Source organism: Rhodospirillales bacterium (assembly GCA_016710335.1).
GTDB lineage: Bacteria > Pseudomonadota > Alphaproteobacteria > Rhodospirillales > Defluviicoccaceae > JADJXQ01.
On sequence record JADJXQ010000001.1, the window covers coordinates 459,738 to 486,109 of the forward strand.

The following is a 26,372-nucleotide window of genomic DNA, read 5'->3' on the forward strand; positions in this document are numbered from 1 at the left end:
CCAAAATTCGAGACTGACAGGAAGCGCCTATGAACGTCCTGGTCGTTGGAGGGGGAGGACGCGAACATGCACTGTGCTGGGCGATCTCCCGCTCGCCAATGCAGCCTGCCGTATTCTGCGCACCCGGTAATGCGGGCATAGCCGATGTCGCAACATGCATCAACATCGCGGCGGATGATCGTGATGCGATTGTGGCTTTTTCGGTGAAGCAGGCGATGGACTTCGTCGTCGTCGGGCCCGAAGGCCCGCTGTGTAGTGGGCTCATCGATCGGCTCGAGGGCGCAGGCATAAAGGCTTTCGGCCCCCGTCGCGGCGCCGCGCAGATAGAAGGGTCGAAGATCTTCATGAAGGATCTGTGTGCCCGCACCGGCATTCCGACGGCGGACTATCGTCAGTTCGATGAGCCGGAAGCGGCGAAAGAGTATGTCCGCTCCCACGGGGTTCCGGTCGTCGCCAAGGCTGATGGTTTGGCATCCGGCAAAGGAGTCGTGATTTGTCGAACGGAGAATGAGGCCTATGCGGCGATTGATCACATACTGGTCGAGGGCGCTTTCGGCGCCGCCGGTGCAAATCTGGTGATTGAACAATATTTGGAAGGTGAGGAAGCGAGCTTTCTTGCGCTCGTCGATGGAACGGACATCGTTCCGTTGGCTTCTTCCCAGGATCACAAAGCAGCCTGCGACGGCGACCTCGGGCCGAACACCGGCGGGATGGGAGCCTATTCACCGGCTCCCGTTGTCACCGCCGAAATGACGCAGGTCGTCATGGATCGCATCATGCGTCCGGCTGTTAAGGAGCTGCACGACATCGGTTGTTCGTTCAGCGGAGTCCTGTATGCCGGCCTCATGTTCACGCATGACGGGCCCAAGTTGCTGGAGTTCAACTGCCGTTTCGGGGATCCGGAGTGCCAGCCGCTGCTCATGCGCATGCGGTCCGATGTGTTGGATGCGCTGCTGGCGTGCAGCGAGGGTCGTCTTGGTGGCCTCGTCCTCGAATGGCGTGAAGATGCCGCGCTGTCGGTGGTCATGGCCGCCAACGGTTACCCCGGCTACTATGGCAGGGGCTCCGAAATCAAGGGGCTAAAGAAGCTCGCGGGGCTTGAGGACGTCATGGTATTCCATGCCGGCACGGAGAAGCGCGATGGACGGATCCTTGCCAACGGCGGCCGGGTGCTTTGTGTGACGGCGCGGGGACGCACTGTGGCAGCGGCGCAGCGACGCGCTTACGAAGCTGTGGCGGAGATCGAGTGGCACGACGGATACTGCCGACGCGACATCGGCTGGCGCGCCATCGTCAGGTAAACGCCAGTCAGACGCGGCACCAAGACATCTGCAGGAGAGAAGCGTGGTGGAAACGGGACCGGCGAATTTCGTAGCAGGAGGTGAGACGGCCGCAAGGGAGGAGGCTTATGTTCCAGAAGCGGAGCCCCAGAGGTCAGCGTCCGCTGCCGTTTCCCGCGAGCAAGCGGAAGAGGCGGTCCGAACGCTGGTTCGGTGGGCGGGAGACGATCCGGATCGGGAAGGCCTGATCGAAACGCCGCGGCGCGTGGTCGACTCATATCGGGAGTTTTTCAGTGGATACGATGCAGACCCGGAAGAAATCCTCCGGCGGACGTTTGAAGAGACTGACGGCTACGACGAGATGATTCTGCTTCGTGGGATCCGTTTCGAATCCCACTGCGAGCATCATATGGCGCCCATCATTGGACAAGCGCACGTCGCCTATCTGCCTCACCTTCGCGTCGTGGGCATCAGCAAGCTCGCGCGGCTGGTTGAAGTCTATGCACGGCGACTGCAGATCCAGGAGAAGATGACAGCGCAAATCGCCAACAATATTGAGGACATCCTCGAGCCCAAAGGCGTAGCCGTCGTTATCGAGGCTGCCCACCAATGCATGACGACTCGGGGCGTACACAAGCCGGGAGTGGTCATGGTGACCAGCCGGATGTTGGGGGCGTTCAGAGAAGACGCCGCCACGCGACGGGAGTTCCTCGCAATGATCGGCCAGCCCACGGGCGGGGGCGTCGCGCTGAGCTGAATCCAGTCAGTATTGCCGCTCAATGTGAAGGTATTCCGAGTCCCGGCATGACGGACAAAATCTTTCGCTTTCGTGCGAAAGCCTTGGGCTTCATCGCACCCTCCTGCTGCTGCGGACACCGGCCGGTTCTTGTTCCGGAGATCTCTAGCCGTTGATGGACCTGCGCCCGGTTTTTCTGGTGGTCGGAATACTTGTTACCACCCTCGCTGCAGGCATGGGCGTTCCCGCCGCAGTCGATGCGTTCGCCGGCAACGACGATTGGCAGGTGTTTGCGCTGTCAGCGAGTGTAACGCTGTTCGTTGGAGTGGCCATGGCCCTCACCTGTCGGGTCAAGCGCTTCAGGTTAACTGTCCGACAAGCCTTTGTAATGGCGACGCTGAGCTGGGTTTTCTTGACGTTCTTTGCGTCGCTGCCATTCATGTTTTCAGAGTTGAAGTTGAGCTTCGCAGACTCGTTTTTCGAAGCGATGTCTGGGATCACGACCACTGGCTCAACCGTAATTGTCGGCCTCGACACGGTGCCGCCAGGAATTCTGCTGTGGCGGGCGCTGCTGCAATGGCTCGGTGGCCTCGGTATCATCGTCATGGCGATCGCGATCATGCCGTTCCTCGGCGTGGGCGGCATGCAGCTTTTCCGCATCGAAGCGTTCGACACCGGGGAGAAAATGCTTCCGCGAGCGGCGCAGATCTCGGCGGCGCTGAGCCTCATATATCTTGCTCTTACAAGCCTCTGCGCCGTGGCGCTCTGGCTGGCCGGAATGACCGAGCTGGAAGCGGTCGTACACGCTATGACCACCTTGGCAACGGGCGGCTACTCGACCAGCGACGGTTCCATAGGTCACTTCAACAACTCCGCGATCGACGCCATCGTTACTTTGGGGATGATCATGGGCAGCCTTCCATTCGTTCGCTACCTTGGGATCATTCAGGGCGATGCCCGATCGTTGCTGCGCGATTCTCAGGTCAGGTGGTTTATCGTCGTATTGCTGTCGGCTATTTCCACCGCTACCGTTTTTCTCTACTTAAATTCTGACCTGTCCATGTTGTCCGCCATAAGAGTTTCAGCCTTCAATATAACTTCTGTCATCACAGGTACAGGATTTGCAACATCTGATTATTGGCTGTGGGGGGGCTTCGCCGGCCCAATCTTTTTCTATATTATGTTTGTAGGCGGATGTGCGGGGTCAACTACATGTGGAATCAAAATATTCCGCTTCCAGGTTTTATGGTCGGCGACCAACACGCAGTTTCACTACCTACTCAGGCCGCATGGAGTTTTCATACCATACTACAATGGCAGGCCAATTCCTGAAGAAGTCATAACGTCTGTGATGAGTTTTTTCTTCATGTTTGGCGTGTGCTTCGCCATGTTGGCGATGGCGCTCGGTGCACTGGGACTGGATTTCGTAACGGCGGTCTCAAGTGCCGCAACGGCGATCTGCAACGTCGGGCCGGGGCTCGGACCAGTAGTCGGCCCGGCGGGGAATTTTCAGTCCCTGCCCGATGCCGCAAAGTGGCTGCTCTCTGCCGGGATGTTGTTGGGACGGTTGGAGTTGTTTACGGTGTTGATGCTGTTCAGCCCGACGTTCTGGCGCGGGTAACATTCTCTGTATGGACTGCGCATCGGCTCGGTTCTACAGACTTTTCATGCCCTCAGTCGCTTGCACCAAGGCCGCAAGAATACCGGGTTCCAACGCGGAGTGTCCGGCCGCTGGAACGACGACATAATGGGCGTGTGACCAATGTCGGGCCAGAGCGTACGCAGTTGTCGCCGGACAAATCATGTCATAGCGGCCTTGTATGATCGTTGCCGGAACATTGGTGATGCTTGCCACCGCCTGCGCAATGTAGCTTTCCGGCAAAAAAAGGTCGTGCTTGAAGTAATGGGCTTCGATACGCGCCAGTGCGAGCGCCGAAACATCTCCGCCGCGAACCGGGGACGCGGAAGGCCGGGGCAACAGATTGGAGCAGGCGCTTTCATAACGTGCCCAGTTCAGTGCTGCCGGCCCGTGGACGCCGGGATCCGGATCGATGAGGCGCCTGTGGTAGTTGGCGAGCACGTCGTGTCGTTCGGCCTCCGGAAGAAAGTCCACGAATTCCCGGTGCGCCTCTGGAAAAAACATGCTCATTCCGAACAGGAACCAATCCACTTCGCGGCGTGTCCCGAAGAACACGCCGCGCAGAATGAAGCCTGCGCAGCGTTCCGGCCATCTAGCGCCGTAGGCGAGAGCAAGCGTCGATCCCCATGATCCCCCGAACAGGATCCATCGATCAATTCCCAACACCCGTCGCAATGCTTCAAGATCGGAAACAAGATGGTCGGTCGTGTTTTCGCGAATCTCGGCATAGGGTCTCGAACGCCCACAGCCCCTTTGGTCGAATATGATGATGCGATAGTGGTCGGGATCGAAAAACCTCCGGTGCGTAGGAGACGCTCCCGCGCCCGGACCTCCATGCAGGAACACGATGGGTGCTCCTTTCGGATTTCCGCATTGCTCCCAGTACAAAACGTGCTGGCCGCCAACCGGCAGCATCCCTGTCTCGTTCGGCTGAATGCTGGGGAACAGCCTGTCACGACAATAAGTTGCGTCCATCAGAGGCAATCTATTTTGATCGTAAGGAAGAAACAATCTTGTTATGCATCTTCAGCTTCATGAAGCGCGCTCAGAAACAAGATGTTGTGGCAGGATAGATCTTAGGAGAGCGTGTCCATCTCGAATGGCTGGGGCGCCAGGATTCGAACCTGGGATCACGGGACCAAAACCCGTTGCCTTACCGCTTGGCCACGCCCCAAGTGACAGCGCTACCACCAGGACGTCCAGCGGCGTCTGGTGACGAGGATCGTTTCGCTGCACCGCGGCCGGACCTCTCCAAACAAAAGGCAAGAATTTACTTCCCCGCGAGCAATCTTGTGCGACCAGTGCCTTGGGGTCTGGCCTTTCAACTGGTGGGCGCGACTGGATTTGAACCAGTGACCCCCGCCGTGTGAAGACGGTGCTCTCCCGCTGAGCTACGCGCCCGGAGATCCCGAGAACCACGCTTTTATGCTGCCCGCGCAAGCGTTGTCAAGGAACCAACCTGTGGAGCCATAGCTTCCGGGCACCGAAGCGACACCACCTTGACATTTGGGTGCAGAGCCGCAATCGTGCGTGCTTGTCGGAAGCAATTCCGCTCATGAGCTTTCGCGCGGAACTCTGGCGAAACGCTAGAATAAGTGATGTGGGAGACGTCCGCCGCCCCTCTACAAAGCTTTGCGAGTAACCGTGCCTCTCGTGAGCATGAGGCGAAGTCACAAGCGGATGACATTCTTGGCGGCTCGTCAAGTGCATACATCTTTTGCCCATGGCGTTCAATTTTTGGACCGAAGGTTCTCCGGCGCCGTGGTGAGCTTAAGTTGCTGAAGGGGCGATGAGATGAAGGGTGTTGAATCATGATCGACAAGAAGCACATAGGTCTGACCACGCCGCCCATGACGTTCGATGTCGAGAAGGGCCGGCTGCGGTTTTTCGCCAAAGCGACAGGGCAGACTGATCCCGTATACGTCGACGAGGCGGCCGCGGAAAGGGCTGGCTATGGGGCAATCCCGGCACCACCCACGTTCGGTTTCTGTCTGGAGATGGAAACAAACTCACTTTGGGACAACATTGAGACAATGGGAGTGCCAGTCGGAAAAATCCTGCACGGCTCGCAAACATTCAAGTACCATAAACCCATATGCGCAGGTGACCGGATCACGTTCGAAACAAAAGTGTCGAATATCTTCGACAAGAAGGGCGGTGCCCTGGAATTCATAACGGAGAATTCAACCGGCAAGAACGAGGACGGAACCGTCGTTATTGAGCTTGAGCGCGTTATTGTTGTTCGTAATTGAGGATTGGAAATATGACCAAGGTCGACTACGCAGGTCTGAAGATCGGTGACGAACCCATTCACCTGGAAATGGAGCCCATCTCACGGAAGACCTTGGCGCTCTACGCGGGAGCTTCGGGAGATCACAACCCCATGCACATCGATATCGACTACGCCCGGCAAGCGGGGGAGAAGGACGTTTTTGCCCACGGGATGTTGATCATGGCTTACTTAGCTAAGTCTGTTACGGATTGGGTGCCGCAATCAGCCCTCCGCTCCTTCAGCACGCGCTTTACGGCGATCACGCGCGTTGGTGAAAAGATCATTTGCAAGGGCAAGATCGTCGACATGCAGGAAGAAGGCGGCGAAAAACGTGTCCGGCTGGATCTCAGCGCGACGAATGAAAGCGGGGAATCCAAAGCTGCGGGAGAGGCCGTCGTCGCCCTGTGACGATCGGCGGCAACGCCAACACGAGAGGCCAAGCTACCATCGGTCCGCAGGACCGCCGCCGACTGGTCGGCGGGCGAGACTGCGGCCCGTATCGATGTAGTTTTCGCGCTGCGTGATGAGCCGTAGGCGCCGTCGCGGCGGGCGTCTGCGAAATTGAAACGAGGCGGTAGCTCTTAGGGAGATTGAAGGTATGGATTGGACGCAACAGAGTAATGACCTGATGAAGACGTGGACCGATGCCCAGAAGCAACTCTGGTCCGGATGGATGGGCGCGATGCCGGGTATGGCAGGCGCCAGCGCTGGTATGCCCGGCCTGGATCCAAGCCAGTGGATGAGGAGCATGGTCGACATGGTCTTCAACTCAGACCGGAACACCTGGCCGGGTTGCCGGCAACATCTTCGGCGCGCCGGACATGATGTCGCAGAGCGTCAACCTGCTGCTCAAAGCGTGGCAGACCGTGGCGCCGCAGATCGGCAGCGGGCAGCCGTGGAAAGGCGATCTGCAAGGTCTTATCGGTCAGTGGACACAGGAACTGTCGGGTTTGCCTGGTCGACAAGCCGCGACGGTCAACGAATTTAGCGAGTTGACCAAGACGTTGTTCGAGCAGTGGTCGCCGATGACCGGTCCGTGGCTAGCAATGGTTGGGCAAGCTACTGCATCCGGACATCCCGGTGAAGCTTTCATGGGCGGCACCTCCGGTCTGAACAAGTTGATGGGTCTCGAACAGGCCATGTTCCCGTCGCTGAGTGGCGTCAGCCAGATGCCGAGGGGAACCGTTGCGCGGGAGAAGATGGGGAAAATCCTTGCTGCAGTGGACGCCATGGGCGATCTGCGCAAGTCCCAAGGAGAGTTCCAGAAAGCCATGTCCGAAGCCATGGGCAAGGCGATCGAGCGAACCATCGAGCACATGGCTAAGTTAGCGGAGAAGGGCGAGTCGATCGATACCGTGCGTGATCTGATGCGGACGTGGTTCACCATCGCCGACAAGACGCTCAACGAGGCGTTTACCAGTCCGGAATTCCTCGCAACGCAAGACAAGATGACCAACGACTTGATGACATATAAGGTCAAGCAAAGAGATGCGCTTGAACTTATTTACGAGGCTATGGATCTGCCAACGCGGTCCGCGCTCGATGAAGCATACAAGGACATCGCACAACTGAAGAGGGAAGTGCGGAGACTGAAGAAACAAGTCGACGGCGCATCCGGCGGCGAAGAAGCTCAAGCGCGGAAGACGCCGGCGAAGAAAGCCCGCAAAGAGGATGCGCCCTCTTGACGCTCCTGAAGGCCCGATGTGAAGGGACGCACCATAGCTTCAGCATGAACCCCTGAAATTTTTGAAGGGATTGAGGACCGATGAAAAACTTCCCCATACAAATCCGACAGGATGACGCAGCCCGGGAGATGGCGTCGATCGAGCGTAAGGTGCTGTCGGGTATGCAGGAACTCTCCAAGCTTAAAGATGAAGACGTCGACATAGGCAGCACGCCGAAGGACGTCGTATACGAGCGGGAGACTTGGAAGCTTTATCACTATCACCCGACAGTTGCGGAAAAGGACGTTCATCCAATCCCGATGCTCATCATTCCGCCTCTGATCAACGGATACGAAGTCGCAGACTTACAGCCGGACCGTTCTCTCGTGAGAAATTTCCTTGCTGAGGGGATTGACGTGTACCTGCTCAACTGGGGGTACCCCAAGCGTTGTGACATGTACCTGAGTTGGGACGACTACGTTTGTGATTTCATTGACGACGCGGTCGACTTCATCCGCAAAGACCGCGGTTTGGAATCGATCAACTTGTTCGGTATCTGTCAGGGCGGCACGATGTCGGTGTGCTATTGCGCGCTGTTCCCCGAAAAGATCAAATCTTTGACGCTGACGGTCACACCGATCGATTTCTCTCGCGGCAAGGTCGAAGGCAAGCCTCATGTCGGGCTGCTCTTCGAAATGGGCCGAAATGCCGATGTTGACTTGATGCGCGACGCATTCGGTTTGATCCCCGCCGATGTCTTGAATGTGTCATTTTTGATGGCGTCGCCGTTCACGTTGATGTTCGGGAAATACGCCGACATGGTCGACATCCTGGACAATCGAGAAGCACTGCTGAACTTTTTGAGAATGGAGAAATGGCTGTTCGGCGGCCCCGGCGTGTCGGGTGAAGCTTACAGGCAACTGGTCCGGACGTTCTTGCAAGGCAATGCCCTGGTCAACGGCGAACTTGAGCTGGATGGACAAAAGGTTGATCTGAAGAACATTACCATGCCGATCCTCAACATCTACGCCGAGAGGGATCACCTGGTGCCGCCACCGTGTACGACGGCGCTGGGCGAGCATGTCGGCAACAAGGACGGTTACGAGGAGCTCTGCATCAAGACCGGGCACATCGGCATCTACACCGGCGGTGCATCGCAAAAAATCTTGGCGCCAACCGCCGCGAAGTGGATCAAGGAACACAACTGAGCCTCAGGATTTCGAGACTGCAGACCTGGTGGCGGCGACAGGGGGTCGCCGCCACTTGGTGCGCATAGGGCCCGCTGCGGCTGCCGGGCTCATAGGGTGTCAGGCGTCAATGCGGATTATGCCCGGTCCGGGCAGGCTCGACCTGGACGACAGACAGTTGGAGTACCGCTGGGTACCAGCGGCACACGCCAATCCAAACCACCCAGTCCTGGTTTTCCTGCACGAGGGGCTCGGATGTACCGCGAGCTGGCGCCACTTCCCCATCCAAGTTGTCCAGCAAACGGGACACAGCGCCTTTGTGTACAGCCGCGCCGGGTACGGCACCTCCTCGTCGGTTTCGCTTCCTCGTCCGCTCCATTACATGCATGACGAGGGACTTGATGTTTTGCCACGACTTCTGGATAAACTGCAGTTTGAAAGCGTCATACTTATCGGCCACAGCGACGGCGCGTCGATCGCGCTCATCCATGCTGGCGGCTACCGGGGCAACGCGGCTTCGCGCGTCAGCGGAATTGTGGCGTTGGCGCCTCACGTCTTCAACGAAGACGTCAGCGTCGCCAGCATTCGTGAAGCAGCCTGTGCCTACCGTGACGGCGACTTGCGGGACAAGCTGAAACGACTTCACGGCGATAACGTGGATTGCGCCTTTTGGGGATGGAACGAAGCGTGGCTACATCCGCGCTTCCTCGCCTGGAACATCGAGGAGTATCTACCCGGCGTGTCGGTGCCTGTCTTGATAATCCAGGGACTGGACGATCAATACGGAACAGCCGCGCAATACCGGGCGATCGAAGCGCAGTGCGGGGGAAAGGTCGATGTTCTGGTGGTGGACGACTGCGGCCACTCGCCGCATCGCGAGCAGACGGTTATCACCCTTACTGCGATCACGAACTTCGTGCGGCGGCTGGTGGATCAGCGACGCACGTGAGGCTGGGCAACAGCGTGCCCCCGGCATCCAATCCAATTTGGCGCCGAAAAAGCGTCATGTCCTCTGGCTTCTGATTTTGGCCCATGTGTCGCGTAAGCCAATGGTGCGGTTGAATACGGGGCGCATCGTTGTTGAGCTTGAATCGAGGCAGAAATAACCCTGACGTTCGAACTGCACCGGCACGCCGACCGGAAGCCTTGCGGCGGCCGGTTCGATCCGGCATCCATCGAGTGTTACCAATGACCGCGGACTGATGTCGTCGATGACGTCGCCCTCCACCCCCGGATCGGGCCTGTCGAACAAGTGGTCATAGAGCCGCACGCACGCCTCTGCGGCGTCAACAGCCGAGACCCAATGCAGAGTCGCCTTTACTTTGCGACCGTCCGGCGCATCACCACCGCGAGTTTCCGGATCATGTGTGCAGCGTAACTCCGTGACATCTCCAGCCTCGTTCTTCACCACCTCCCGACAGCGAATGAAATAGGCGTAGCGCAAACGGACCTCACGGCCGGGAGCAAGCCGGAAAAACTTCTTCGGAGGTTCCTCCATGAAGTCGTCCTGTTCGATGAACAGTTCCCTCGAGAACAGGACCTCCCGGGTGCCGGCGGCTGGGTCCTCCGGATTATTCAGTGCTCGTACGGTTTCGTTCTGGCCGGGCGGGTAGGTCTCGATCACAACCTTGAGCGGGCGCAGCACCGCCATGCGACGGAGGGCCTGCCTGTTAAGCAATTCGCGAACGCAGTGGTCGAAGAGGGCGACGTCGACGGTGCTGTTGGCTTTCGCGACACCGATACGCTCAGCGAAATTCCTCAGTGCGGCAGCAGGAACCCCGCGCCGACGGAGGCCGGCGAGCGTCGGCATGCGCGGGTCGTCCCATCCATCGACGACGCGATCGCGCACCAACCGTGTCAGCACGCGCTTGGACAGCACGGTGTAAGTGAGGTTCAGCCGCGAGAACTCATACTGGCGCGGCCGCGAAGAAACCGGCAGATTGTCGATGAACCAGTCGTAAAGGGGCCGATGATCTTCGAACTCGAGCGTGCAAATGGAATGGGTGATGCCTTCTATCGCGTCGGACTGCCCATGCGCAAAGTCATAGGTCGGATAGATACACCACGCATTGCCGCTTCGCGGATGGTGAGCATGTAGAATGCGGTACACCACCGGGTCACGCAAATTGATATTGCCCGCCGCCATGTCGATTCTGGCGCGCAAAACCCGCGCCCCGTCCGGATACTCACCGGCGCGCATGCGGCGGAAGAGATCGAGATTCTCTTCTGGCGGTCGATCGCGATAGGGGCTGTTGCGGCCAGGCTCTGTGAGCGTTCCGCGATGGGCGCGGATCTCTTCGGCGGACAGATCGTCGACGTACGCCTTTCCGTTTCGGATGAGGTGCTCCGCGTAAGCATAAAGAGTCTCGAAATAGTCTGAAGCGAAATAGAGGTGTTTGCCCCAGTCGAAGCCAAGCCACCGCACGTCGTGTTCGATGGCGTCGATGAACTCCATCTCCTCTTTGAGAGGGTTCGTGTCGTCGAACCGGAGGTGGCAGCGGCCGTCGAACTCGCCGGCGATGCCGAAGTTCAAACAGATGGACTTGGCGTGACCAATGTGGAGGTAGCCGTTGGGCTCCGGTGGAAAGCGAGTGACGACGGTGTTGCAGCGACCAGCCGCAAGATCTGCGCGGACGATGTCGCGAATGAAGTCCCGCCGCATGTCGGCTTTTTCCTGTAGCTGATCCATACCCACTGCTCCGGTTGCGGTTCCCAGGGACTGAGTTCGCTGTGCGCTCCTGATAGCATCGAAACCAGGGTTTTTGCAAAGCGCTGCCGCTGGCCGAATCGGTCGGAATGACTATGCACCCTCAGCCATGCGACAGATCCATGCGGAGTACGCACATGCCCCACATCGGGCAAACAGAGAGCGCTAGTTTCGTAGATCTGAATGGTATCAAACGCATTGACCGAAAGTCTTGTCCTGTCAGTTCCGGTGCGGTCAAAGGACACACCTTTGGCCGATACCGATTGTGTGTTCGCTCGTGCGTTTTGCCAAGATCTTTACCCGGGACACCGTTGATCGTCTGAAGTTTTATTGCTCTTTGGCAGAATCCTTCAACAACAATAGAATGGGAGCAATAAATAATTTGTAGATGCTCGAAACAACTGCTACCATATCGGTATGTCGTACTCAGCAGTCTGCATACATACGATATCATGTTTTTCAAGATGGGGCAAGGTGCAGGTATAATCTGACACTCATGGTGCTGTTTTCTCGCGAGGCGAGGGCTACGCACCCATGGTTTACACTACATCTGGCGCTTCGGGAGTATATTGGTGAGCGTGTCGCTTCAAGGCTCAACGGGAGCCGCTGGCACCGGATCATCTACCAGCAGTGCTGATGATCATGGGGTAGGTCGAGACGCGTCTGTACCGGCGAATCCTGGCAAGGCCGGCGCCGAAACCGGTCGCATCAAGAGCGTGCCGCACCTCGTTCTCATAGATCCACGCCTTCTTACGCGCGCGTTGCTTGGTCAATTCTTTGACACCAACGTGCGCGGCCTGAAGATCATCGCTGTATCGAGTCTACAGGACTTCCTTCGCCAAAAAACCGATTCGAACACCGCCATTGCGCTCATAGTTTTCTACATCGCCGCGACGGAGATCGGGGACAGTGATCTCCAGGGTGACATCCAGGCACTTAAGAGCGTTTTTCCGGATATTCCCTTCGTCGTGATGTCGGATCATGATGACCCCCGCCATGTGGTGGAAGCGTTGCGCTGCGGTGTGCGCGGTTACATCCCCACCACCATCCATCCACATGTCGCTGTAGAGGCTCTCAGACTGGTGCAGGCTGGCGGTACGTTCATTCCGGCGAGCGCCCTCGACGCTGCGCTGAAGAACGAAGCGCAAAAGGACGAGAACGACGACATCGGCCAGCAACGCGACCTCACGGCGGGGCTCACGCCGCGGGAGCTCGAAGTTCTGGCGTTGCTGCGGCAAGGGAGATCAAACAAAACGATCGCGTATGACCTCGAGATGCACGAGAGCACGGTCAAGGTACATGTTCGACACATCATGAGGAAGCTCAAAGCGACCAATCGGACACAGGCCGCGTTCTTTGCCAACAAGCTCATAAACAAGGGTTCGTCGACACCGTCAGACGGTACCGGCGGCTGATGCGCGGCAGCGGTCTAACAGCTTGCACCGCCGCAAATTCACATGTTCCACTTGTTCAATATCTGACGGAGTGGCGTGTCAAGCCGGACCGGCAACGCCGCCCGGATGAAATAATCGGGACTGTCGGCAGTCAAGCCCATTCCCGCGGATAAATCCAACAACACGCCGTCGCCCAGAACGGAGGATGCTCCAACCGTCAACATGGCCACGACCCCATCCGAGCCCGTTAGTGCAACGCCGTTCAGGCGCACGTCACTGACGAACGATTGGTCGAAGACAAAGCGGAGAGACGTCTCCGGACTCGCGGCAAGTACGGCGCCGACCGACATTGTGAACTGGTCACCAGGATCATAACCGTTGCTCTCCAGGCTCGTCTCGTAGCCAACATCGGCGACAAAGGCCAGCGGATCCTGTCGTTTCAAAAAGCTGAGCGATCCGCTGACTTCGTGGAAACCGCTGCCAAGGAGCACGCGGTTGCGGCTTTTTTGCCCCGAGTTGCTGTTCCAGGCGATGCGCCCGACGACATCTGGACGCCAGCCGCTTTCCCTCAACAGGGTTTTGGCCAGCGCGACGCCGACGTCTCCAACGGCTAGGGCGCTGTCGCTGAACTCGCCGAGCGGTGTGCCGGCAAGCGAAACAACCGTCGATTGGTCGACGTAGCTTACTGGAAGACCCAGCTCCAATTGGGCATCCAACGGCAACCCGAGCCGAAATGAGAACTCGGCCACGACTTCATTGCGGCGCACCTCATCTGCGGCAACCGCCATCGTGCCCCCGTTGATGTTTACGAGAGTGCCATTGCGTCTGGCGCTATGTGCGTAAGAAATGGTCGGCTGGATTTCAGCAGTTCCTGCGGGCAGCAACAAAACGCCGGCGCTCACCAGCGTTCGTTCCAGCGCCCGCTCAATCTCGTCTTCGTCGACGATCTCCACCTGCCCCGGGGCAGCCGGTGGGGCTCGTGTATCGGACTGCGGCTCGGCGACGGCTGCCTCAGAGACCAATGCGCCTGGCGCGGCAGACGCCGTCCAGTAGCTCGATGCGCCCGCGGATGACCGCGCCCACGCCGGGCCCGGTGCTTGATTGATCGACCGTGACTGAGCCGAGCCGGATTCCTGGCCCGCCACCAGCTGTTCGAGGACGGCAAGTCGAGCGGCCAGCCGATCGATTTTGGCGTCTCGATAATCTACGGCTTCGCGAACATCGTTCGAACCTGTTGCCTGGCCCGCCCCCCTGTCCGGCATGAGTGCTTTCACCGCTCCGATGGATGCGGCGATGGTCAACAGACCTGCGAGCAATACACCGCGCCGGAGAGGCGCCTGCAGGGCGCCGGCTAACGGTGTCATTACGACGGCGTCCAACAAAGAGGCTGCGGCGGCAAATCTAGAGATGCCGGGGAAGCGGTCATCCTCTTGTTACCGGTCGCTCAACAGAGTTCCGAACTGGAGGCCGCTCCGCATATCCCAGGTGTAGGGAACGAACCAGTTCATGGACTCCATGCTTGCGGGCGCGCTTACCGCATTGGCCGATGAGTTGGAGTTACTGATCGCAAGCGTGTTCGAATTGATCGTCACCACGAGTGGAATGATGATGGTGAAACTCACTTCCGGAAGCGGTCTGCTCTCCACGCGCCAATCGGGCACCGCCGCTCCAGCGGTCACTTGATCCAGTCCCGTCTCACTCAGCACCATGGGGCCGGCTGCACGTACTGCTTGTCCCCAGATAGAAAACATCGCGGTCGCAGTGAGCACGAATGCCGATATTTTCATTGCGGTGTACCCAGTTCTGATACCAGCAAAGCTGACCCGCTTTGAGCTAATAAGTGAAGTTCCCTCCTCAAGAGACTGATAAACAATGCCACAGTGGGTGCTAAACCCGCAACAACCAAAAGGTTTGATATACTTTTGACTTACAAGCGTGCTCCCCTGCTGCGAAACGCGTAGAATGGGCGAGTACCGGTCGCCCACCCCCGGGATGATCATGCCCTATCAGGAAAGAGGCAGTATACAAGCGCAGTAAGCACTCAGGCGGGCAAAGCTGCAGGACAATCTGGAGCAATTGTAGAATCAATGACGATGTGTACAGCTTCGATCGTAAACCGGCGTGATGTGGGTTCCGCGCACATTCTACGCCTATTTGTCATCTTGCTGACGTGAGGTGGTTGCTTGAGACTCTTTCGACGGGGCTACGATCGACAAATCGTGTCACTTGAAACAGCGTCGTTCGCTAGGCTTGATGCGCGGCGGTGATGCGGCTACCACCCGGCCAACCGCGCCCGGGGAACCATGACAGGGGGAATAAAGATGCGCATGGTGTTCATCGCGGCCCTGACCGTTGCAGGATCTGCTTCCCTGTCCGTTAACGCAGGTGCACGCATACAGGAAGTCCCGGTGGCGCTGACAATAGAGCAAATGGACACCATTACGGCAGGAGACGCCGGAGTGGGCGCTTTTGCGAATGCCTTCGTTTTTGGTACTCCGGGGAGAGCATCAGTTGGCACCGATGCCTTCGTAAGTACAAACCGCATTAATGACATTGCGCGCGGCAGTGCGAGAGCGTTCGCATGCTGCACGCCGCTCACGGCGACAATCGCAACGGTCAACGTCTACGGTAGTGGTGACAACGTCTTTTTAAACCGCGTCGGGTCCGGCAATTACTTCCAGACCAATACACATGCGGCCTCTTCAGCGCGCGAGACTGGATCTGCGATCGCGTTCGGCGGAAGCCGCAGCGAGAGAGATGCGACGGCTGGCGGGTTTATAGGCTTCGCGCTTCCGCTCCGGCCATGAAATATCTCCCAAAGCGAACCTATGCCCGAAAGAGCCAGTAGCGGCGCACTAAGAGCGCATTGCAAGACAGTTTTTTCGCGCCAGGGAGCGTACTCCTTTTTTGCGGGTTTAGTACTCATTTGGGTTTTGAGATGTTTTCCGTATTGCATCGTCCACTGGATTCGCCAACAGTAAGCTTGTCGGATGTCGTGGATATTCGCGAACACCGACTTAGGCAACGTATATGAAGGAGGTTGTAATGAACAGGTTGCTGTCTGCTTTGACCGGCGTGTTCATGGTTGGTCTGATGGGCTCGGCACAGGCTGGCGATCCAGTCACTTTAGGTGACGCCCAGATGGACGCCATGACTGCCGCGGGTCAATACTCACGCACCGACGTGTACTTCAATTTCAATGCCCACAAGTTCATCAGGGCGGATGTTTACGAGCGGGTGTTGTGGGATGTCTACGGCCGGGGTAACAACAGCGAAGCTCTGGCTGGCGCATACGCTTCGGGGCACAACACGGACACTAAGACGTTCACCGATTCTCAGGTGTTTCAAGGTTTTGGCTCAGTCGCGTCATCGCTGAGCACCGCGGCGGCGGCGCCTGCCCACTACGTCTACAAGAAGCGGTAGGTAAGGAACACGCGCCGCGGGTCGCTTGGGCGTCATGGCGCCCTGCAACATGTAGCGCGAGCACGCGGCGCACGAGCATCACTCTTCATATGTTTGGTTCGCTTCCCAACAGTGTGAGCTCCATGCCTCGGCATGGAGCTCACATCGTTGCTGTTTGTATGCTGCTTTCTTTGAAGATGGCGCTCGCGTTTCCGCAACCCGCCGCTGCCCAGTCCGATCAACGTGAGCCGGTCAAGTCGCTGCTCGAACTCCGCAGGGAGCGCGTTGTGGTTCAGGAATGGGATCTCAGTTGCGGATCCGCGGCACTCGCTACCGTTTTGAAGTATCAGCATGGCGATCCGATCTCCGAGAAGGACATCGCAAAAGGTTTGTTCAGCCGAAAGGAGTACATGGCCAATCCGGCGCTCGTCGGCGCCCGCCAGGGGTTTTCACTCCTGGACCTGAAGCGCTTCGTAGACGGGCGCGGATACCGAGGTGTCGGTTTTGGCAAACTCGAGCTTGACGACTTGGTCCGCAAGGCGCCGGTCATCGTGCCGGTACGTTTAAACGGCTACAATCACTTCGTCGTCTTTCGAGGATTACTGCGGGATCGCGTTTTGCTGGCCGACCCGGCCTGGGGCAACCGAACCATGCGTTCGGAGAGATTTTTGCAAGCATGGCTCGAATATCCTCAGGTCGGAAAGGTGGGATTTGTAGTCGAAGAAGGGGGGCATCCGCCTCATCCCAACAATCTCGCTCCCAAGCCGGAGGACTATCCGGCTCTCCAATAGAGCTCAGCGCGGAGTTACGACCTGCTTGTGCAGCGTCGTCGACATCGACCAGCCGATAATCCGCCGGTGGAAAGCGCCGAGGACAGATACCCCGGGGGCGGAGTGGATCCGCTGTCGGTTGTAATATCCCTCGACGTAGGAAAACAGGTCCCGCTCCGCGCGGCGTAGCTCGACCTCCCGGCGGAGCCGAGCGATCTCGACGGCCCTGATCACCGAGTATGCCAGCCTGCGGGGGCCGCCCGCGTATTGGGGCGTTGCGATCCCCCCGCAGGCACCCCGGCGACCGCGTTCCGCCAGCTCCGCAGCATCGACTGTTGAGCGACAACCATCTTGTCGGGCGCCGTCAGCCAAGTTGGCCGCTGGCTCCAGTCGGAGGCCGGGCGTAGCCCGGCTGGAGTCTGGAGCCAGCGGCGCGATTGTCTTCCCCGGGGATGAAGGCGTAGGTGCTGGCCGCTGCGGGCCGATACGAGCGGGATCTCTGTCACCGAAACGGAGGTCCCCTCGTGCCGGGCAAACCCGTCACCGACCAGCAAGTGAGAATCTACATGCAAGACCGTCATCGTCATACCCAAGTTGAACAGTGGCTTTGGAAAGATTGTTTCACGTCAGCGAGTTACGTCGGCGGCGTCGGGTGTTTGCACTACATTTCGGGGTTGTGTGAGGGGACGGAAGGGGTCAGGCGGGGGTGTATTCGCGCAGGTTGGGCGGCAGGGCGACGCCGGCGGCCTGGAAGACACGTCCGACTTGTCCGGTGACGGCGGTGCGAGTGGTGATGCGCTTTCCGTCCTTGTCGATGGTGGCTTCCTGCAGCCGATCGAGGTCGCGCAGGAGCCTCTCCCATTCGACGGCCAACCCGGCGGCGCGGCAGCGGTCGGCCAGCTCCTTCTGGAGTACGAGGGCGAGGAACGAGCAGAACACGTGGCCGCGGATGGCGGCATCGGAGGAATGATAGATGGGCCGGGTGCGAAGGATCGCCTTGGCCCGGCGAAACAGGTCCTCGACCTGGATGAGGTCTCGGTAGCGCAGCACCGCCTGCAGCGGGGTGATGCGGGCATTGGTGCGCAGGACGGAAATGCCGTCGTAGCGGGCCTCGTCGGCGAGCTTGCCAGGGTCGATCTCGAAGGCGGGCTCGCTCCGGCCGCCCTCGCTTTGCACCCGGCGCAGATAGCGCCGATAGGCGGAGTTGCCGATCAGCGCCTTGTCACCCTTCTTCAGTTGCTTCTCCAGCCCGGCGACGATGGCCTGGCGGTCGCTCCTTTCCTTCTCCGCCTCGGCCTCGTTGCGGCAGACGATATAGCGGACGCCCTCGGCCCTGACCTCCTTGACGAAGAGTTGGGTTTCGCCACGGACCCGCTCGATCACCAGTGGGGTGAAGGGAGCCTCGTCCTTGAGCACGACCTCGCGGATCAGCCGGCTCGAGCGCTCGCGCGCTCCGAGGACGTACTCCAGCTTGCGCTCCTCCAGAGCTTCGATCGTCGCCGCTAATGGCCATGGGCGCCGAGGGTCTCGCCGCCGGCGCCGTGGAACGACAGGGTGGTGGTGTCCATGAACACCAGCGACAGCTCGCTGAACAGATTCCGCCGGCGCTCGAACAACTGCTCCTCGATCCGGTCCTTGACGCACCGGGGTGCAAGCGCGCCCTCGGCCGCCGGTTCGCTCTCCTCGCCCAGCCACGCCATCGCGCGGTAGAAATGGTGCAGCTGCAACTCGGCTGCGCCGGGGATGGCGTAGTCCGCCATCCATGTCTCGCAAGACCGATCCGAGCCGGAGACGAACAGGCGGTGCAGAACGGCGACGAACACCGCGCGCTCGACGTCGAAGCCGAAGCCGCGGCCATCCAGGAGATCGGCCAGAACCTCAGGAATGGCCAGTCGATCCCACAGCCGGCCAAACAACAACGGCCCGCCGATCCGGGTGCAGGCGATCCGCCCGGCTTCCATGTCGGAGAGGATCATCGCCCGCTCGGAATGCCTGGCCAGCGAGGCGATCAGCCGGTCCAGCTCACCGCTCGCCGCCAACGCATCCTTGCGCCCCAACGCGCGGACGATCTGCTGCCGAACCCGGTCGCCCTCGCGGATGCTCTCCACCAGATACAGGTAGCGATGACCCCGGGCTGTCTTCTCACGCACGAACATGCCGGATGTTGTTCTCGAAAATCCTGAAAACATCAACTGAAAACGCCATATCGTCGAAAATGTTCCACTACAGGCTTGGGCGTTTCGAAGTCCAAAGACGGGAAATCAATGGCTTGCAATACAATGTTCCCGCCCCGTTCCCACACCACTGTTCAAGTTCAGTCATAGCCAACGCGCCGCCGCTGCCCGGGCTGGGTTCAGCGAGCGCACCGGACGCCGGATCGAGACCGATCCGCGCCTTCCCTCCCAGCGCCAGCCCGAGCGCGGCCGCACCGTCCCCGATCCGCTCGAGGCGGTCTGGGAGCCGGTGTTGCTGCCGATCCTCGAGAACGATCCCGCCGTGCAGGCGGTCACGCTCCTGAGGCACCTGCAAATGACCGATCCGGACGCTTTTCCGGACGACCGTATCCGGCGCACGTTGGAGCGCCGCGTGCGCGACTGGCGCACGTTTGAGCGCCGCGTGCGCGACTGGCGCGCGCTTTACGGTGAGGCCAGGGACGTGATCTTCCGTCAGACGCCGGAGCCGGACCGCATGGCGCTCTCGGACTTTACCGACGCCAAAGAGCTTGGCGTCACCATCGCCGGCGAGCCCTTCGCTCACCGGCTCTACCACTTCGTGCTGGCCTACAGCGGCTGGGAACACGTCGGTGTCGTCCTCGGCGGCGAGAGCTTCACCGCGCTGGCCGAGAACCTCCAGAACGCCCTCTGGACCCTCGGCGGCGTGCCGCGTGAGCATCGCACCGACAGCCTCTCGGCCGCCTATCGCAACCTCGACCGCGAGGCCGCCGAGGATGTCACCAGGCGCTATGAAGGCTTCTGCGCTCACTACGGAATGTCAGCCAGCCGCAACAATTCCGGCGAAGCGCATGAGAACGGCGCGGTGGGATCCCACAACCGTCACCTCAAGACCGCTCCCGACCAGGCGCTGATCCTGCGCGGCTCCCGCGACTTCGCCGATGTCGCAGACTTGCGCCGCTTCGTCGATCAGCTCGTCTCACGCCGCAATCGGCGCCGAGACGTTGCCGTGCAAACGGAGGCCGCAACGCTGCGGCCGCTGCCGGCGCGGCGCACCACCGACTTCACCGAGATCGTCACCCGCGTCACCCGCACCGGCGGCTTCCTCGTGCACGGCGTCTTCTACAGCGCGCCCTCCCGTCTGATCGGCCAGCGCCTCCGCGTTCATGTCTACGACGACCGTATCGAGGCCTGGCTCGGAGGGACCCCTGTCGTCAGCCATCCCCGCCAGCGCCAGCGCGGCGATGGCCGGCGTGTCCACCGCATCGACTATCGCCACGTGATCCATTCCCTGCGCCGCAAACCGCAGGCGCTGGCCGGATCGGTCTACCGCGACGGGCTCTTTCCCCGCACCGAGTACAGTGCCGCCTGGGCCGCGCTCTCGGAGGCTTTGCCCCAGCGGGAGGCCTGCCGGCGCATGGTCGAGCTGCTCTGGCTCGCCCATGACGAAGGCTGCGAGGCCGAGCTCGCCGCGCTGATCGCGGATGACCTCGGTTCAGGGGGCCTTCCCGACGCCCGCGATCTCGCCAGACGCCTCGAACCACGACGCCGAACACTCCCGGCCGACGTGCCCGTGGCGCTCACCGAACTGACCAGCTTCGATGCCCTGCTTGAGGTCTGCGCATGACCGCCAGCACCAGGACCACGCGGGCGGTCGATGTTCATGCGCTGCCCGCCATGCTGACCGCGTTGCGCTTGCCCAGCTTCCATCGGCACTGGACGGCGCTCGCCGAGTGCGCCGACACCGAAGGGTGGCCCGCGGCCCGCTTCCTCGCGGCCCTGGCCGAGGTCGAGCTCGCCGAACGGGAGACCCGCCGCATCCAGCGCCATCTCGCAGAGTCGCGCCTGCCAGGCGGCAAGACCCTGGCGACATTCGACTTCAAGGCGTTGCCCGGCGTACCCCGGGCCCGCGTCGAGGCGCTCGCCGCCGGCGACTGGGTCGAGACCGGCGCCAACCTCATCGCAATCGGCAACTCCGGCGCCGGCAAGACCCATCTGCTCTGCGCCATCGGACACGCTCTCGTCGAGACCGGACGGCGCGTGCTCTATACCCGCACAACCGATCTCGTGCAGAGGCTCCAGGCCGCTCGCCGGGACCTCGCCCTGGAGGCCGCGCTCGGCAAGCTCGACAAGTACGACCTGATCATCCTTGATGACATCGGTTACGCACAGAAGGACCAGGCCGAGACTTCCGTTCTCTTCGAACTCATCGCCCGGCGCTACGAAACCCGCAGCCTGGCCATCGCCGCCAACCAGCCCTTCAGCGCCTGGGACCGCGTCTTCCCGGACAAGGCCGTCACCGTCGCCGCGATCGACAGGCTCGTCCATCACGCGACCATCCTCGAGATGAACGTCGACAGCTACCGTCGCCGCGCCGCCGCCGACCGAACCACCGCCGAGATCAATAGCAGAGCGACAACCACCGACAACCTCGCCGACAAACAAAATCATCCCGTCGGCAACAACCCCGCCGAGGAGGACGTCATCATCTGAACCAACCTTCCCAGCAGCCAGGACCGGCCAACTTGGCTGTCGCCACCGCACATTAAGGTTGACGCTCTACAATCGACGATCCCGCGATCCGGGTGCTTAAGATTACGCCGAAGGACGCGCAGTATTGGGACAGCCTCGGCACGGCGGTGAGCTACATCAAGATGTTAACCGCCGCTGTCTCGAATAGCCGCCCGGCGGTGGGCGAGCACGCCAAGACCGATCTGTAGGCAAACGGTGTGGACCCGTGGCTGCGGATCGGCCTCTCGGCCCGTGTCACCGGCACCGTGGCGAGCCTCGCCTCGACGGCTGCCTTAGGCTTGCTGGCGAAGGGCGATGGCAAGGGCGTCCTCCAGCCCATCAACGCGACGAGCCACTGGCTCCATGGCGACGATGGGGCCAAGCACGGCGAGCTGGACGTGGAGCATACGGCCATCGGCTTCGGAACGCACAAGGCTTCGGCCCTGTTCTGGGCGCTGCCCTTCGAGGTGTGGCTTGCTGCGCGACCGCCGCGCTCTCCTTTCGAGCTGCTGCGCGACGCTTGCGCGATGTCGGCGATCGCCGCGGCCGTGGATTATGGAGCGACCCCCAAGCGGTTCACGCCGGGCTGGGAGTTGGTGCTGTCGAAGCGCTCCCTCCTGGCAACCTACGGCGCCCTGGCGTTGGGCCTTGCCGGCGGCGCCATGCTCATCGCAGCTGGATCGGTAAGGACTAAAGAAAAAGACCGTGGCAGGTATAACGGGTCAGCTCTTCGACAAGGCGATCTCGGTTCTTACCTTTGCCGCCTATCATGAGCTGATCAGCGGACGAACAGGTTCCAGAGTCGTATGCCGCGATCATGCCGGCCATCAGGCTGATCCCGATGGCGTGGCCACGCTGGAGAGCCGCAGATCTCCAAGTTTATCGGCGTCGGACGGCTCACGCCAGCCCGGCGCGCCACCGCGAGAACCGGCAGGCGTTTGGCGGAGAGAAGAACAATCCGGGCGCGCTGCTCGTGCTTCAGCGGCCGGCTGCTCTCGCCGACAACCGCTGCCAATCGCGCGGTCCTCGGCTGCAGCAATTACACAGACATTCTAATCCTTGCCCATGGTTTTCCATATCCAAGCCATCCTTTTAATCATTCCTTTGTGTCCGTGCACAGGGCGCGGCGCCCAGCCGCCCCGCCGCGGCCTCCCAATGGAATGGACGGACATCGTAGTTCGAAGACGGTGATCTTGCTCGCTGCGTCCACCCCCTCAGGCCGACGATCTTGCCTTCGGCACTCCGTCGCTCAAACACATCAGCTCCGACGCGACCCCGCTGAAATTGTTGCGTGAAATACCCTTAAAGGGTTATGTCAGTCGTTCCGCTGGATAACTTGCATACGCTCGCGGATTTAGCGAGCGGTGCGTTCCGCCCGTTGCCGCCCTGGGCTGGAGACACCTTGCGTGGGGCGCGAAACGGCTGTTGGGGCTGGATTAGGCGCCACTCGTGAAGGTGGGGAAACCCTCCCACTTCGTGGCTCGCAAGCATGGAATTTTCTGGCTTCATCGAAACATGCAGCTCGTCTACGAGTGCTCAGCACGTGTTTGACTTGCTCGTCGAGGCCGCTGGTTCCGCAGGATATGAGAAGCTTGGGCTGTTTTGTCTCAAGCGCCCAGCCTCGGAAGCTGAGACGGCCTTAGAAGATGAACCGAGCCCGATCATCGTGTGCAACTACCCGGATGAGTTCCGCCGGCATTACGAACAGGAGCGGCGCTACGTGGTGGATCCGCTGCTGAGAGCGACATCAGGAAGCCTTACGCCTTTCATCTGGGGGGAGGTTGTGGGGCGAATGAAGTTATCCCCGGTGCAGCAACTGTTGTGCAGGGAACGTACAGAGGCTGGTATCTTCGACGAAATCATCTGCCCGGTTCATGCCCCGGACGGACAGGCTTTCGCCCTTCGCTTGGCCCGGGGCCAGCCCGGATCGTGCGACCCGGCGCATCTCGGGGTGCTTCAAGTCATCGCGATCCATTTCTACTACGCCTTCGCAAAGCACTGGGGGCCGCCCGCGGAGCGCTCCATATCGAACCGCGGTCTGCAGGACAATCCTCAGTCCGCGCTTTCTCACACCTCCATTCTGGCGAAACGCGAACAGGAGTGCCTCCTTTGGACGGCGCGGGGTAAAAGCGCCTCATCAATCAGCGTCATTCTCGGGCTGTCGGAGAACACCGTGAACTTCTACGTCAAGAACGCCATGAAAAAATTGGGCACGACTAACCGGATGGTGGCTGTGGTTTCGGCCGTTCGCTCAGGGCTGATAAAGCCATGACCCGCATCGCGAACGCCTGTTTCCGGCGCGGGTAAGCATGGCGTTCCGCATTCGCGCATTACTTCTTGCCGGGCAATACACCTGATCGGGTGTATCGGGAAATTGGCATGAACGGTCTACGCTCCAAGCCGAATTCCGTCTCGCGCACAAGCGACCGTCGATCGCGTTGGTTCTGCGAAGCCGAGCTTTCTTGGAGTTGATGATGCTCGCGTCCACTCAGGAACATCCGCCGTCTCATGCAGCCGGTGCCGAGACGTGGACCATTCAACATGCGACCGCCGGCCAGAAAATTGCCGCTCAGGATCTGCGCCGGGCCTTGTCGCACAAAGAACCGCTCATCCTGCTGTTCGGTGAGGAGGGGTGCGGCAAGACAACCCTGCTCGACAGTCTGTTCGGGGTTGGGTCGGCCGACGAACATCGGGTGCTGCGTCTCTCTCCAACAGGCGGAGATTTTACGAGGCTCCCAGACTTCGACGACCTCTTGGAGGTCTGCTGCCAACGCCTCGGCGCTCCTCATTCAGCACGCACAAGGCCGGAAGCACTGGCCTTCTTGTCGGCTGCCGTGAATTCGTTGAGCAGTGGCGACCAGCCTCTATTGCTCGTTGTCGATCAGGCGGACCATCTTACTGACGATGTTATTGCGGATCTTGCCCAAGTTCCGCAGTACCTCGGTGTGTCTCCAGATGTTCTATTGCTGGTCTTTGCAGGATCGATGACGTTGGCATCCCGCATCGATGCGGTGCTGCGCCGCTTACGGTTCGAACAGCGGCTGGTGGAGATCCGCGTGTCTTCTCCGAGCGCCGACGAGATGGCCGCACTGCTGGCATACGAAGACAGCTCCCAGTCCGGCGGCCCGAAACTGACGGCCGGAGCCCTGGAACGAATTACCGCCTACGCCAAAGCAAATTTGCACTGGGCCGCAATCTTGGCCGACGCCGCCCGAGCCCTTGCCGAAACCGAGGGAAAGCGGGAGGTAACCGCAGAGTTCATCCACACCGCCCTGCTCGACATCTGGACGCCCGAAAGCCTGTCTGGCAAGCCTTCCGCTTCTGCCGAAGCCGTACATCCTGGCTCTGCTACACCTGATGTTGGAGGTCAAGGCGCCCATATCGGTCCCTCCGAATCGACCGCTCGCGTTCCGGATCTGGACGCGACTGACAAATCTCACGCCGGCGAGGATCTGCAGCGACGGGAGCGTCGCCGCCCGCAGCCCGCTGCCCCGCAGCTTGGCCCCCCTCAGCGTCGGCTGGCGGAGCGCATGGTGCCGTTCGCCGGCCTTTCGCTTTTCCTCATCGCGACTGTCGCCATGTTTATGAATGAACCTACGGTACGTGATGAACCGCTCCTGACGCCCGCGGCAGACACGCGCGCCCCACAGCCCTCGAGCGCAGCGGAGACGCTTGATACGTCTGTGGAAGCGGGCCAGAGACAGCCGTTAGAGCAGCAGCCGCCGGCTTTATCTCCGGAGAGCACCGACACTGCGGGAAAAGCGGAAGGAGCGCCGCCGGATGCACTGCAGATACCGGGTGCCACAGCGGACGGGACCGCCGACAGTCCGGTAGCGGAACAGTACGGCCCGTGGCCGTTGTTTCCCTCCGAATCGGCTACCCCGGCAATCAGTGCCTCTGGTCCGGCCGGGCCCGAGGTCGCCCCTTCCGCAACGTCAGCCAGCCCGGCGCAAGCCGATAAGGGAGCAGGCGCATCCAGACCGCGCCGCGCCAAGGCGCCTAAGATCCCGGAACAACGTCCCGACGGCGAGAAGTGGATTCAAACTCGGTGAAGATTGCAGTCGCAGTAGTATTGAGCAGCATCATTGTGGCTGGGTGTCAGCAATTGGCGGGAATACTGTCGGAGAAACCGCCTCCGCCGGGGAAAAAACTGGTCGCGCTTCCGGCTGAAGTTTGGCAAGAGGAACAATGCAGTACTCGGCCACTGCCCTATCTGCGTCTCGATGCTTCGGGAATCGAGCCGAAGACCATCAATAGCGGGAACACGATCCGCTACCGCTTCTCCTACACTGCCTGCGTACCGCCACAGCCCGGCTACATTCTCGGACGGTTCCAGACTGCCATCTTCTACAAGGATGAGAAGCTGAGCACGCGCTATGACGATGGCTACCCGCTGGAAACCGGAAAGTCGATTGTCGATACCGAAGTCAAGGTTCCGAAGGGGGCGGAACCGGGCACTTACATTCTCCGAGCTACTCTTACTGCGGACGACGTCGAGCTAGCGGACAGTGTGAGTTTCAACGTCGTGCCGTAGCGAACCTCCGGACCGTATCACCCGTTCGGTTGAAGGCGTGGCATGTGTCGATGCCGCACCTCGATCTGGCGGTGTCGTTGAGAGTGGTCGCTGCTTCTCGTCCAG

Annotated in this window: 22 protein-coding genes, 2 tRNA genes and 3 pseudogenes; 19 read left to right on the plus strand and 8 right to left on the minus strand. The window is 60.2% G+C overall.

Features of this window, described 5'->3' with window-relative positions; translation table 11 throughout:
- Nucleotides 1–29 precede the first annotated feature (29 nt).
- The 3 genes from purD (at nt 30) to IPM60_02055 (ending at nt 3,637) form a co-directional block, all read left to right on the plus strand.
- Nucleotides 30–1,301 (plus strand): phosphoribosylamine--glycine ligase, encoded by a 1,272-nt coding sequence (gene purD / locus IPM60_02045; GenBank protein ID MBK8906715.1) that lies wholly within the window; start codon nt 30–32, stop codon nt 1,299–1,301.
- Nucleotides 1,302–1,347: 46 nt separating this feature from the next.
- Nucleotides 1,348–2,037 carry a GTP cyclohydrolase I FolE gene (folE, locus tag IPM60_02050; GenBank protein MBK8906716.1) on the plus strand — a complete coding sequence of 230 codons (690 nt, stop codon included), beginning with the start codon at nt 1,348–1,350 and terminating at the stop codon, nt 2,035–2,037.
- Nucleotides 2,038–2,191: 154 nt separating this feature from the next.
- Complete coding sequence (locus IPM60_02055) at nt 2,192–3,637, plus strand: TrkH family potassium uptake protein (GenBank protein MBK8906717.1); 1,446 nt, start codon at nt 2,192–2,194, stop codon at nt 3,635–3,637.
- Between the two features lie 33 nt (nt 3,638–3,670).
- On the opposite strand, the gene pip is transcribed toward IPM60_02055, so the two are convergent.
- From pip to IPM60_02070, 3 genes are all read right to left on the minus strand, one after another.
- Nucleotides 3,671–4,630, minus strand: coding sequence for a prolyl aminopeptidase (gene pip / locus IPM60_02060; GenBank protein MBK8906718.1), 960 nt, complete (start codon nt 4,628–4,630; stop codon nt 3,671–3,673).
- Between the two features lie 125 nt (nt 4,631–4,755).
- Nucleotides 4,756–4,829 (minus strand) — tRNA-Gln (locus IPM60_02065).
- Nucleotides 4,830–4,981: 152 nt separating this feature from the next.
- Nucleotides 4,982–5,056: transfer RNA gene (locus IPM60_02070), tRNA-Val, on the minus strand.
- A 410-nt stretch (nt 5,057–5,466) separates the two neighbouring features.
- Here IPM60_02070 and IPM60_02075 point away from each other — a divergent pair.
- The 5 genes from IPM60_02075 (at nt 5,467) to IPM60_02095 (ending at nt 9,727) form a co-directional block, all read left to right on the plus strand.
- On the plus strand, nt 5,467–5,907 hold the full coding sequence (locus tag IPM60_02075; protein MBK8906719.1) for a MaoC family dehydratase N-terminal domain-containing protein: 441 nt from the start codon (nt 5,467–5,469) through the stop codon (nt 5,905–5,907).
- A gap of 11 nt (nt 5,908–5,918) precedes the next feature.
- Nucleotides 5,919–6,335, plus strand: a complete 417-nt coding sequence (locus IPM60_02080) for a MaoC family dehydratase (protein ID MBK8906720.1) — start codon at nt 5,919–5,921, stop codon at nt 6,333–6,335.
- 413 nt (nt 6,336–6,748) lie between these two features.
- Nucleotides 6,749–7,612, plus strand: a complete 864-nt coding sequence (locus tag IPM60_02085; GenBank protein MBK8906721.1) for a hypothetical protein — start codon at nt 6,749–6,751, stop codon at nt 7,610–7,612.
- A gap of 80 nt (nt 7,613–7,692) precedes the next feature.
- Complete coding sequence (gene phaC / locus IPM60_02090; GenBank protein ID MBK8906722.1) at nt 7,693–8,799, plus strand: class III poly(R)-hydroxyalkanoic acid synthase subunit PhaC; 1,107 nt, start codon at nt 7,693–7,695, stop codon at nt 8,797–8,799.
- 118 nt (nt 8,800–8,917) lie between these two features.
- A complete protein-coding gene (locus IPM60_02095; protein ID MBK8906723.1) occupies nt 8,918–9,727 on the plus strand; it encodes an alpha/beta hydrolase in 810 nt (269 codons plus the stop codon).
- Between the two features lie 54 nt (nt 9,728–9,781).
- Here IPM60_02095 and IPM60_02100 read toward each other — a convergent pair whose 3' ends face one another.
- Complete coding sequence (locus IPM60_02100) at nt 9,782–11,467, minus strand: glutamine--tRNA ligase/YqeY domain fusion protein (GenBank protein MBK8906724.1); 1,686 nt, start codon at nt 11,465–11,467, stop codon at nt 9,782–9,784.
- 590 nt (nt 11,468–12,057) lie between these two features.
- Between IPM60_02100 and IPM60_02105 the strand changes: the two genes are divergently transcribed.
- A complete protein-coding gene (locus IPM60_02105; GenBank protein ID MBK8906725.1) occupies nt 12,058–12,900 on the plus strand; it encodes a response regulator transcription factor in 843 nt (280 codons plus the stop codon).
- Nucleotides 12,901–12,938: 38 nt separating this feature from the next.
- Here the strand turns inward: IPM60_02105 and IPM60_02110 are convergent, their stop codons facing one another.
- The gene (locus IPM60_02110) at nt 12,939–14,180 is read right to left on the minus strand and encodes a hypothetical protein (protein MBK8906726.1); all 1,242 of its coding nucleotides are present in this window, start codon (nt 14,178–14,180) and stop codon (nt 12,939–12,941) included.
- 132 nt (nt 14,181–14,312) lie between these two features.
- The gene (locus IPM60_02115) at nt 14,313–14,666 is read right to left on the minus strand and encodes a hypothetical protein (GenBank protein ID MBK8906727.1); all 354 of its coding nucleotides are present in this window, start codon (nt 14,664–14,666) and stop codon (nt 14,313–14,315) included.
- A gap of 534 nt (nt 14,667–15,200) precedes the next feature.
- Here IPM60_02115 and IPM60_02120 point away from each other — a divergent pair.
- The 3 genes from IPM60_02120 (at nt 15,201) to IPM60_02130 (ending at nt 17,072) form a co-directional block, all read left to right on the plus strand.
- Nucleotides 15,201–15,686: a hypothetical protein gene (locus tag IPM60_02120; GenBank protein MBK8906728.1), complete on the plus strand. Its 486-nt coding sequence runs from the start codon at nt 15,201–15,203 to the stop codon at nt 15,684–15,686.
- Nucleotides 15,687–15,924: 238 nt separating this feature from the next.
- On the plus strand, nt 15,925–16,302 hold the full coding sequence (locus IPM60_02125; GenBank protein MBK8906729.1) for a hypothetical protein: 378 nt from the start codon (nt 15,925–15,927) through the stop codon (nt 16,300–16,302).
- Nucleotides 16,303–16,460: 158 nt separating this feature from the next.
- The gene (locus IPM60_02130; protein ID MBK8906730.1) at nt 16,461–17,072 is read left to right on the plus strand and encodes a C39 family peptidase; all 612 of its coding nucleotides are present in this window, start codon (nt 16,461–16,463) and stop codon (nt 17,070–17,072) included.
- 3 nt (nt 17,073–17,075) lie between these two features.
- Here IPM60_02130 and IPM60_02135 read toward each other — a convergent pair whose 3' ends face one another.
- On the minus strand, nt 17,076–17,285 hold the full coding sequence (locus tag IPM60_02135; GenBank protein MBK8906731.1) for a hypothetical protein: 210 nt from the start codon (nt 17,283–17,285) through the stop codon (nt 17,076–17,078).
- 462 nt (nt 17,286–17,747) lie between these two features.
- Nucleotides 17,748–19,207, minus strand: a pseudogene (locus IPM60_02140) (transposase).
- A 148-nt stretch (nt 19,208–19,355) separates the two neighbouring features.
- On the opposite strand from IPM60_02140, the gene IPM60_02145 reads away from it, so the two are divergent.
- The 7 genes and pseudogenes from IPM60_02145 to IPM60_02175 all read left to right on the plus strand — a co-directional run bounded on the left by IPM60_02145 (nt 19,356) and on the right by IPM60_02175 (nt 26,267).
- On the plus strand, nt 19,356–20,849 hold the full coding sequence (locus IPM60_02145) for an IS21 family transposase (protein MBK8906732.1): 1,494 nt from the start codon (nt 19,356–19,358) through the stop codon (nt 20,847–20,849).
- Nucleotides 20,846–21,625, plus strand: a pseudogene (locus IPM60_02150) (ATP-binding protein). Before IPM60_02145 ends, IPM60_02150 begins: the two are co-directional and overlap by 4 nt.
- A gap of 161 nt (nt 21,626–21,786) precedes the next feature.
- Nucleotides 21,787–21,942, plus strand: a complete 156-nt coding sequence (locus IPM60_02155; GenBank protein ID MBK8906733.1) for a pyridoxamine 5'-phosphate oxidase family protein — start codon at nt 21,787–21,789, stop codon at nt 21,940–21,942.
- Nucleotides 21,943–21,951: 9 nt separating this feature from the next.
- Nucleotides 21,952–22,401 (plus strand): annotated as a pseudogene (locus IPM60_02160) (hypothetical protein).
- An 875-nt stretch (nt 22,402–23,276) separates the two neighbouring features.
- Nucleotides 23,277–24,005, plus strand: a complete 729-nt coding sequence (locus tag IPM60_02165) for a LuxR family transcriptional regulator (GenBank protein MBK8906734.1) — start codon at nt 23,277–23,279, stop codon at nt 24,003–24,005.
- Between the two features lie 190 nt (nt 24,006–24,195).
- Nucleotides 24,196–25,785: an AAA family ATPase gene (locus IPM60_02170; GenBank protein ID MBK8906735.1), complete on the plus strand. Its 1,590-nt coding sequence runs from the start codon at nt 24,196–24,198 to the stop codon at nt 25,783–25,785.
- On the plus strand, nt 25,782–26,267 hold the full coding sequence (locus IPM60_02175; protein ID MBK8906736.1) for a hypothetical protein: 486 nt from the start codon (nt 25,782–25,784) through the stop codon (nt 26,265–26,267). The genes IPM60_02170 and IPM60_02175 overlap by 4 nt, the downstream gene beginning before the upstream one ends.
- The last annotated feature ends 105 nt before the right edge of the window (nt 26,268–26,372 follow it).

What these genes read in the sequence shown, in the direction of transcription:
- IPM60_02125 (MBK8906729.1), top strand. Translation starts at nt 15,925, where the DNA reads ATGAACAGGTTGCTGTCTGCTTTGACCGGCGTGTTCATGGTTGGTCTG.
- IPM60_02115 (MBK8906727.1), bottom strand. Translation starts at nt 14,666, where the DNA reads ATGAAAATATCGGCATTCGTGCTCACTGCGACCGCGATGTTTTCTATC.
- IPM60_02100 (MBK8906724.1), bottom strand. Translation starts at nt 11,467, where the DNA reads ATGGATCAGCTACAGGAAAAAGCCGACATGCGGCGGGACTTCATTCGC.
- IPM60_02095 (MBK8906723.1), top strand. Translation starts at nt 8,918, where the DNA reads ATGCCCGGTCCGGGCAGGCTCGACCTGGACGACAGACAGTTGGAGTAC.
- IPM60_02120 (MBK8906728.1), top strand. Translation starts at nt 15,201, where the DNA reads ATGCGCATGGTGTTCATCGCGGCCCTGACCGTTGCAGGATCTGCTTCC.
- IPM60_02085 (MBK8906721.1), top strand. Translation starts at nt 6,749, where the DNA reads ATGATGTCGCAGAGCGTCAACCTGCTGCTCAAAGCGTGGCAGACCGTG.
- phaC (MBK8906722.1), top strand. Translation starts at nt 7,693, where the DNA reads ATGAAAAACTTCCCCATACAAATCCGACAGGATGACGCAGCCCGGGAG.
- pip (MBK8906718.1), bottom strand. Translation starts at nt 4,630, where the DNA reads ATGGACGCAACTTATTGTCGTGACAGGCTGTTCCCCAGCATTCAGCCG.
- purD (MBK8906715.1), top strand. Translation starts at nt 30, where the DNA reads ATGAACGTCCTGGTCGTTGGAGGGGGAGGACGCGAACATGCACTGTGC.
- IPM60_02080 (MBK8906720.1), top strand. Translation starts at nt 5,919, where the DNA reads ATGACCAAGGTCGACTACGCAGGTCTGAAGATCGGTGACGAACCCATT.
- IPM60_02055 (MBK8906717.1), top strand. Translation starts at nt 2,192, where the DNA reads ATGGACCTGCGCCCGGTTTTTCTGGTGGTCGGAATACTTGTTACCACC.
- IPM60_02075 (MBK8906719.1), top strand. Translation starts at nt 5,467, where the DNA reads ATGATCGACAAGAAGCACATAGGTCTGACCACGCCGCCCATGACGTTC.
- IPM60_02130 (MBK8906730.1), top strand. Translation starts at nt 16,461, where the DNA reads ATGCTGCTTTCTTTGAAGATGGCGCTCGCGTTTCCGCAACCCGCCGCT.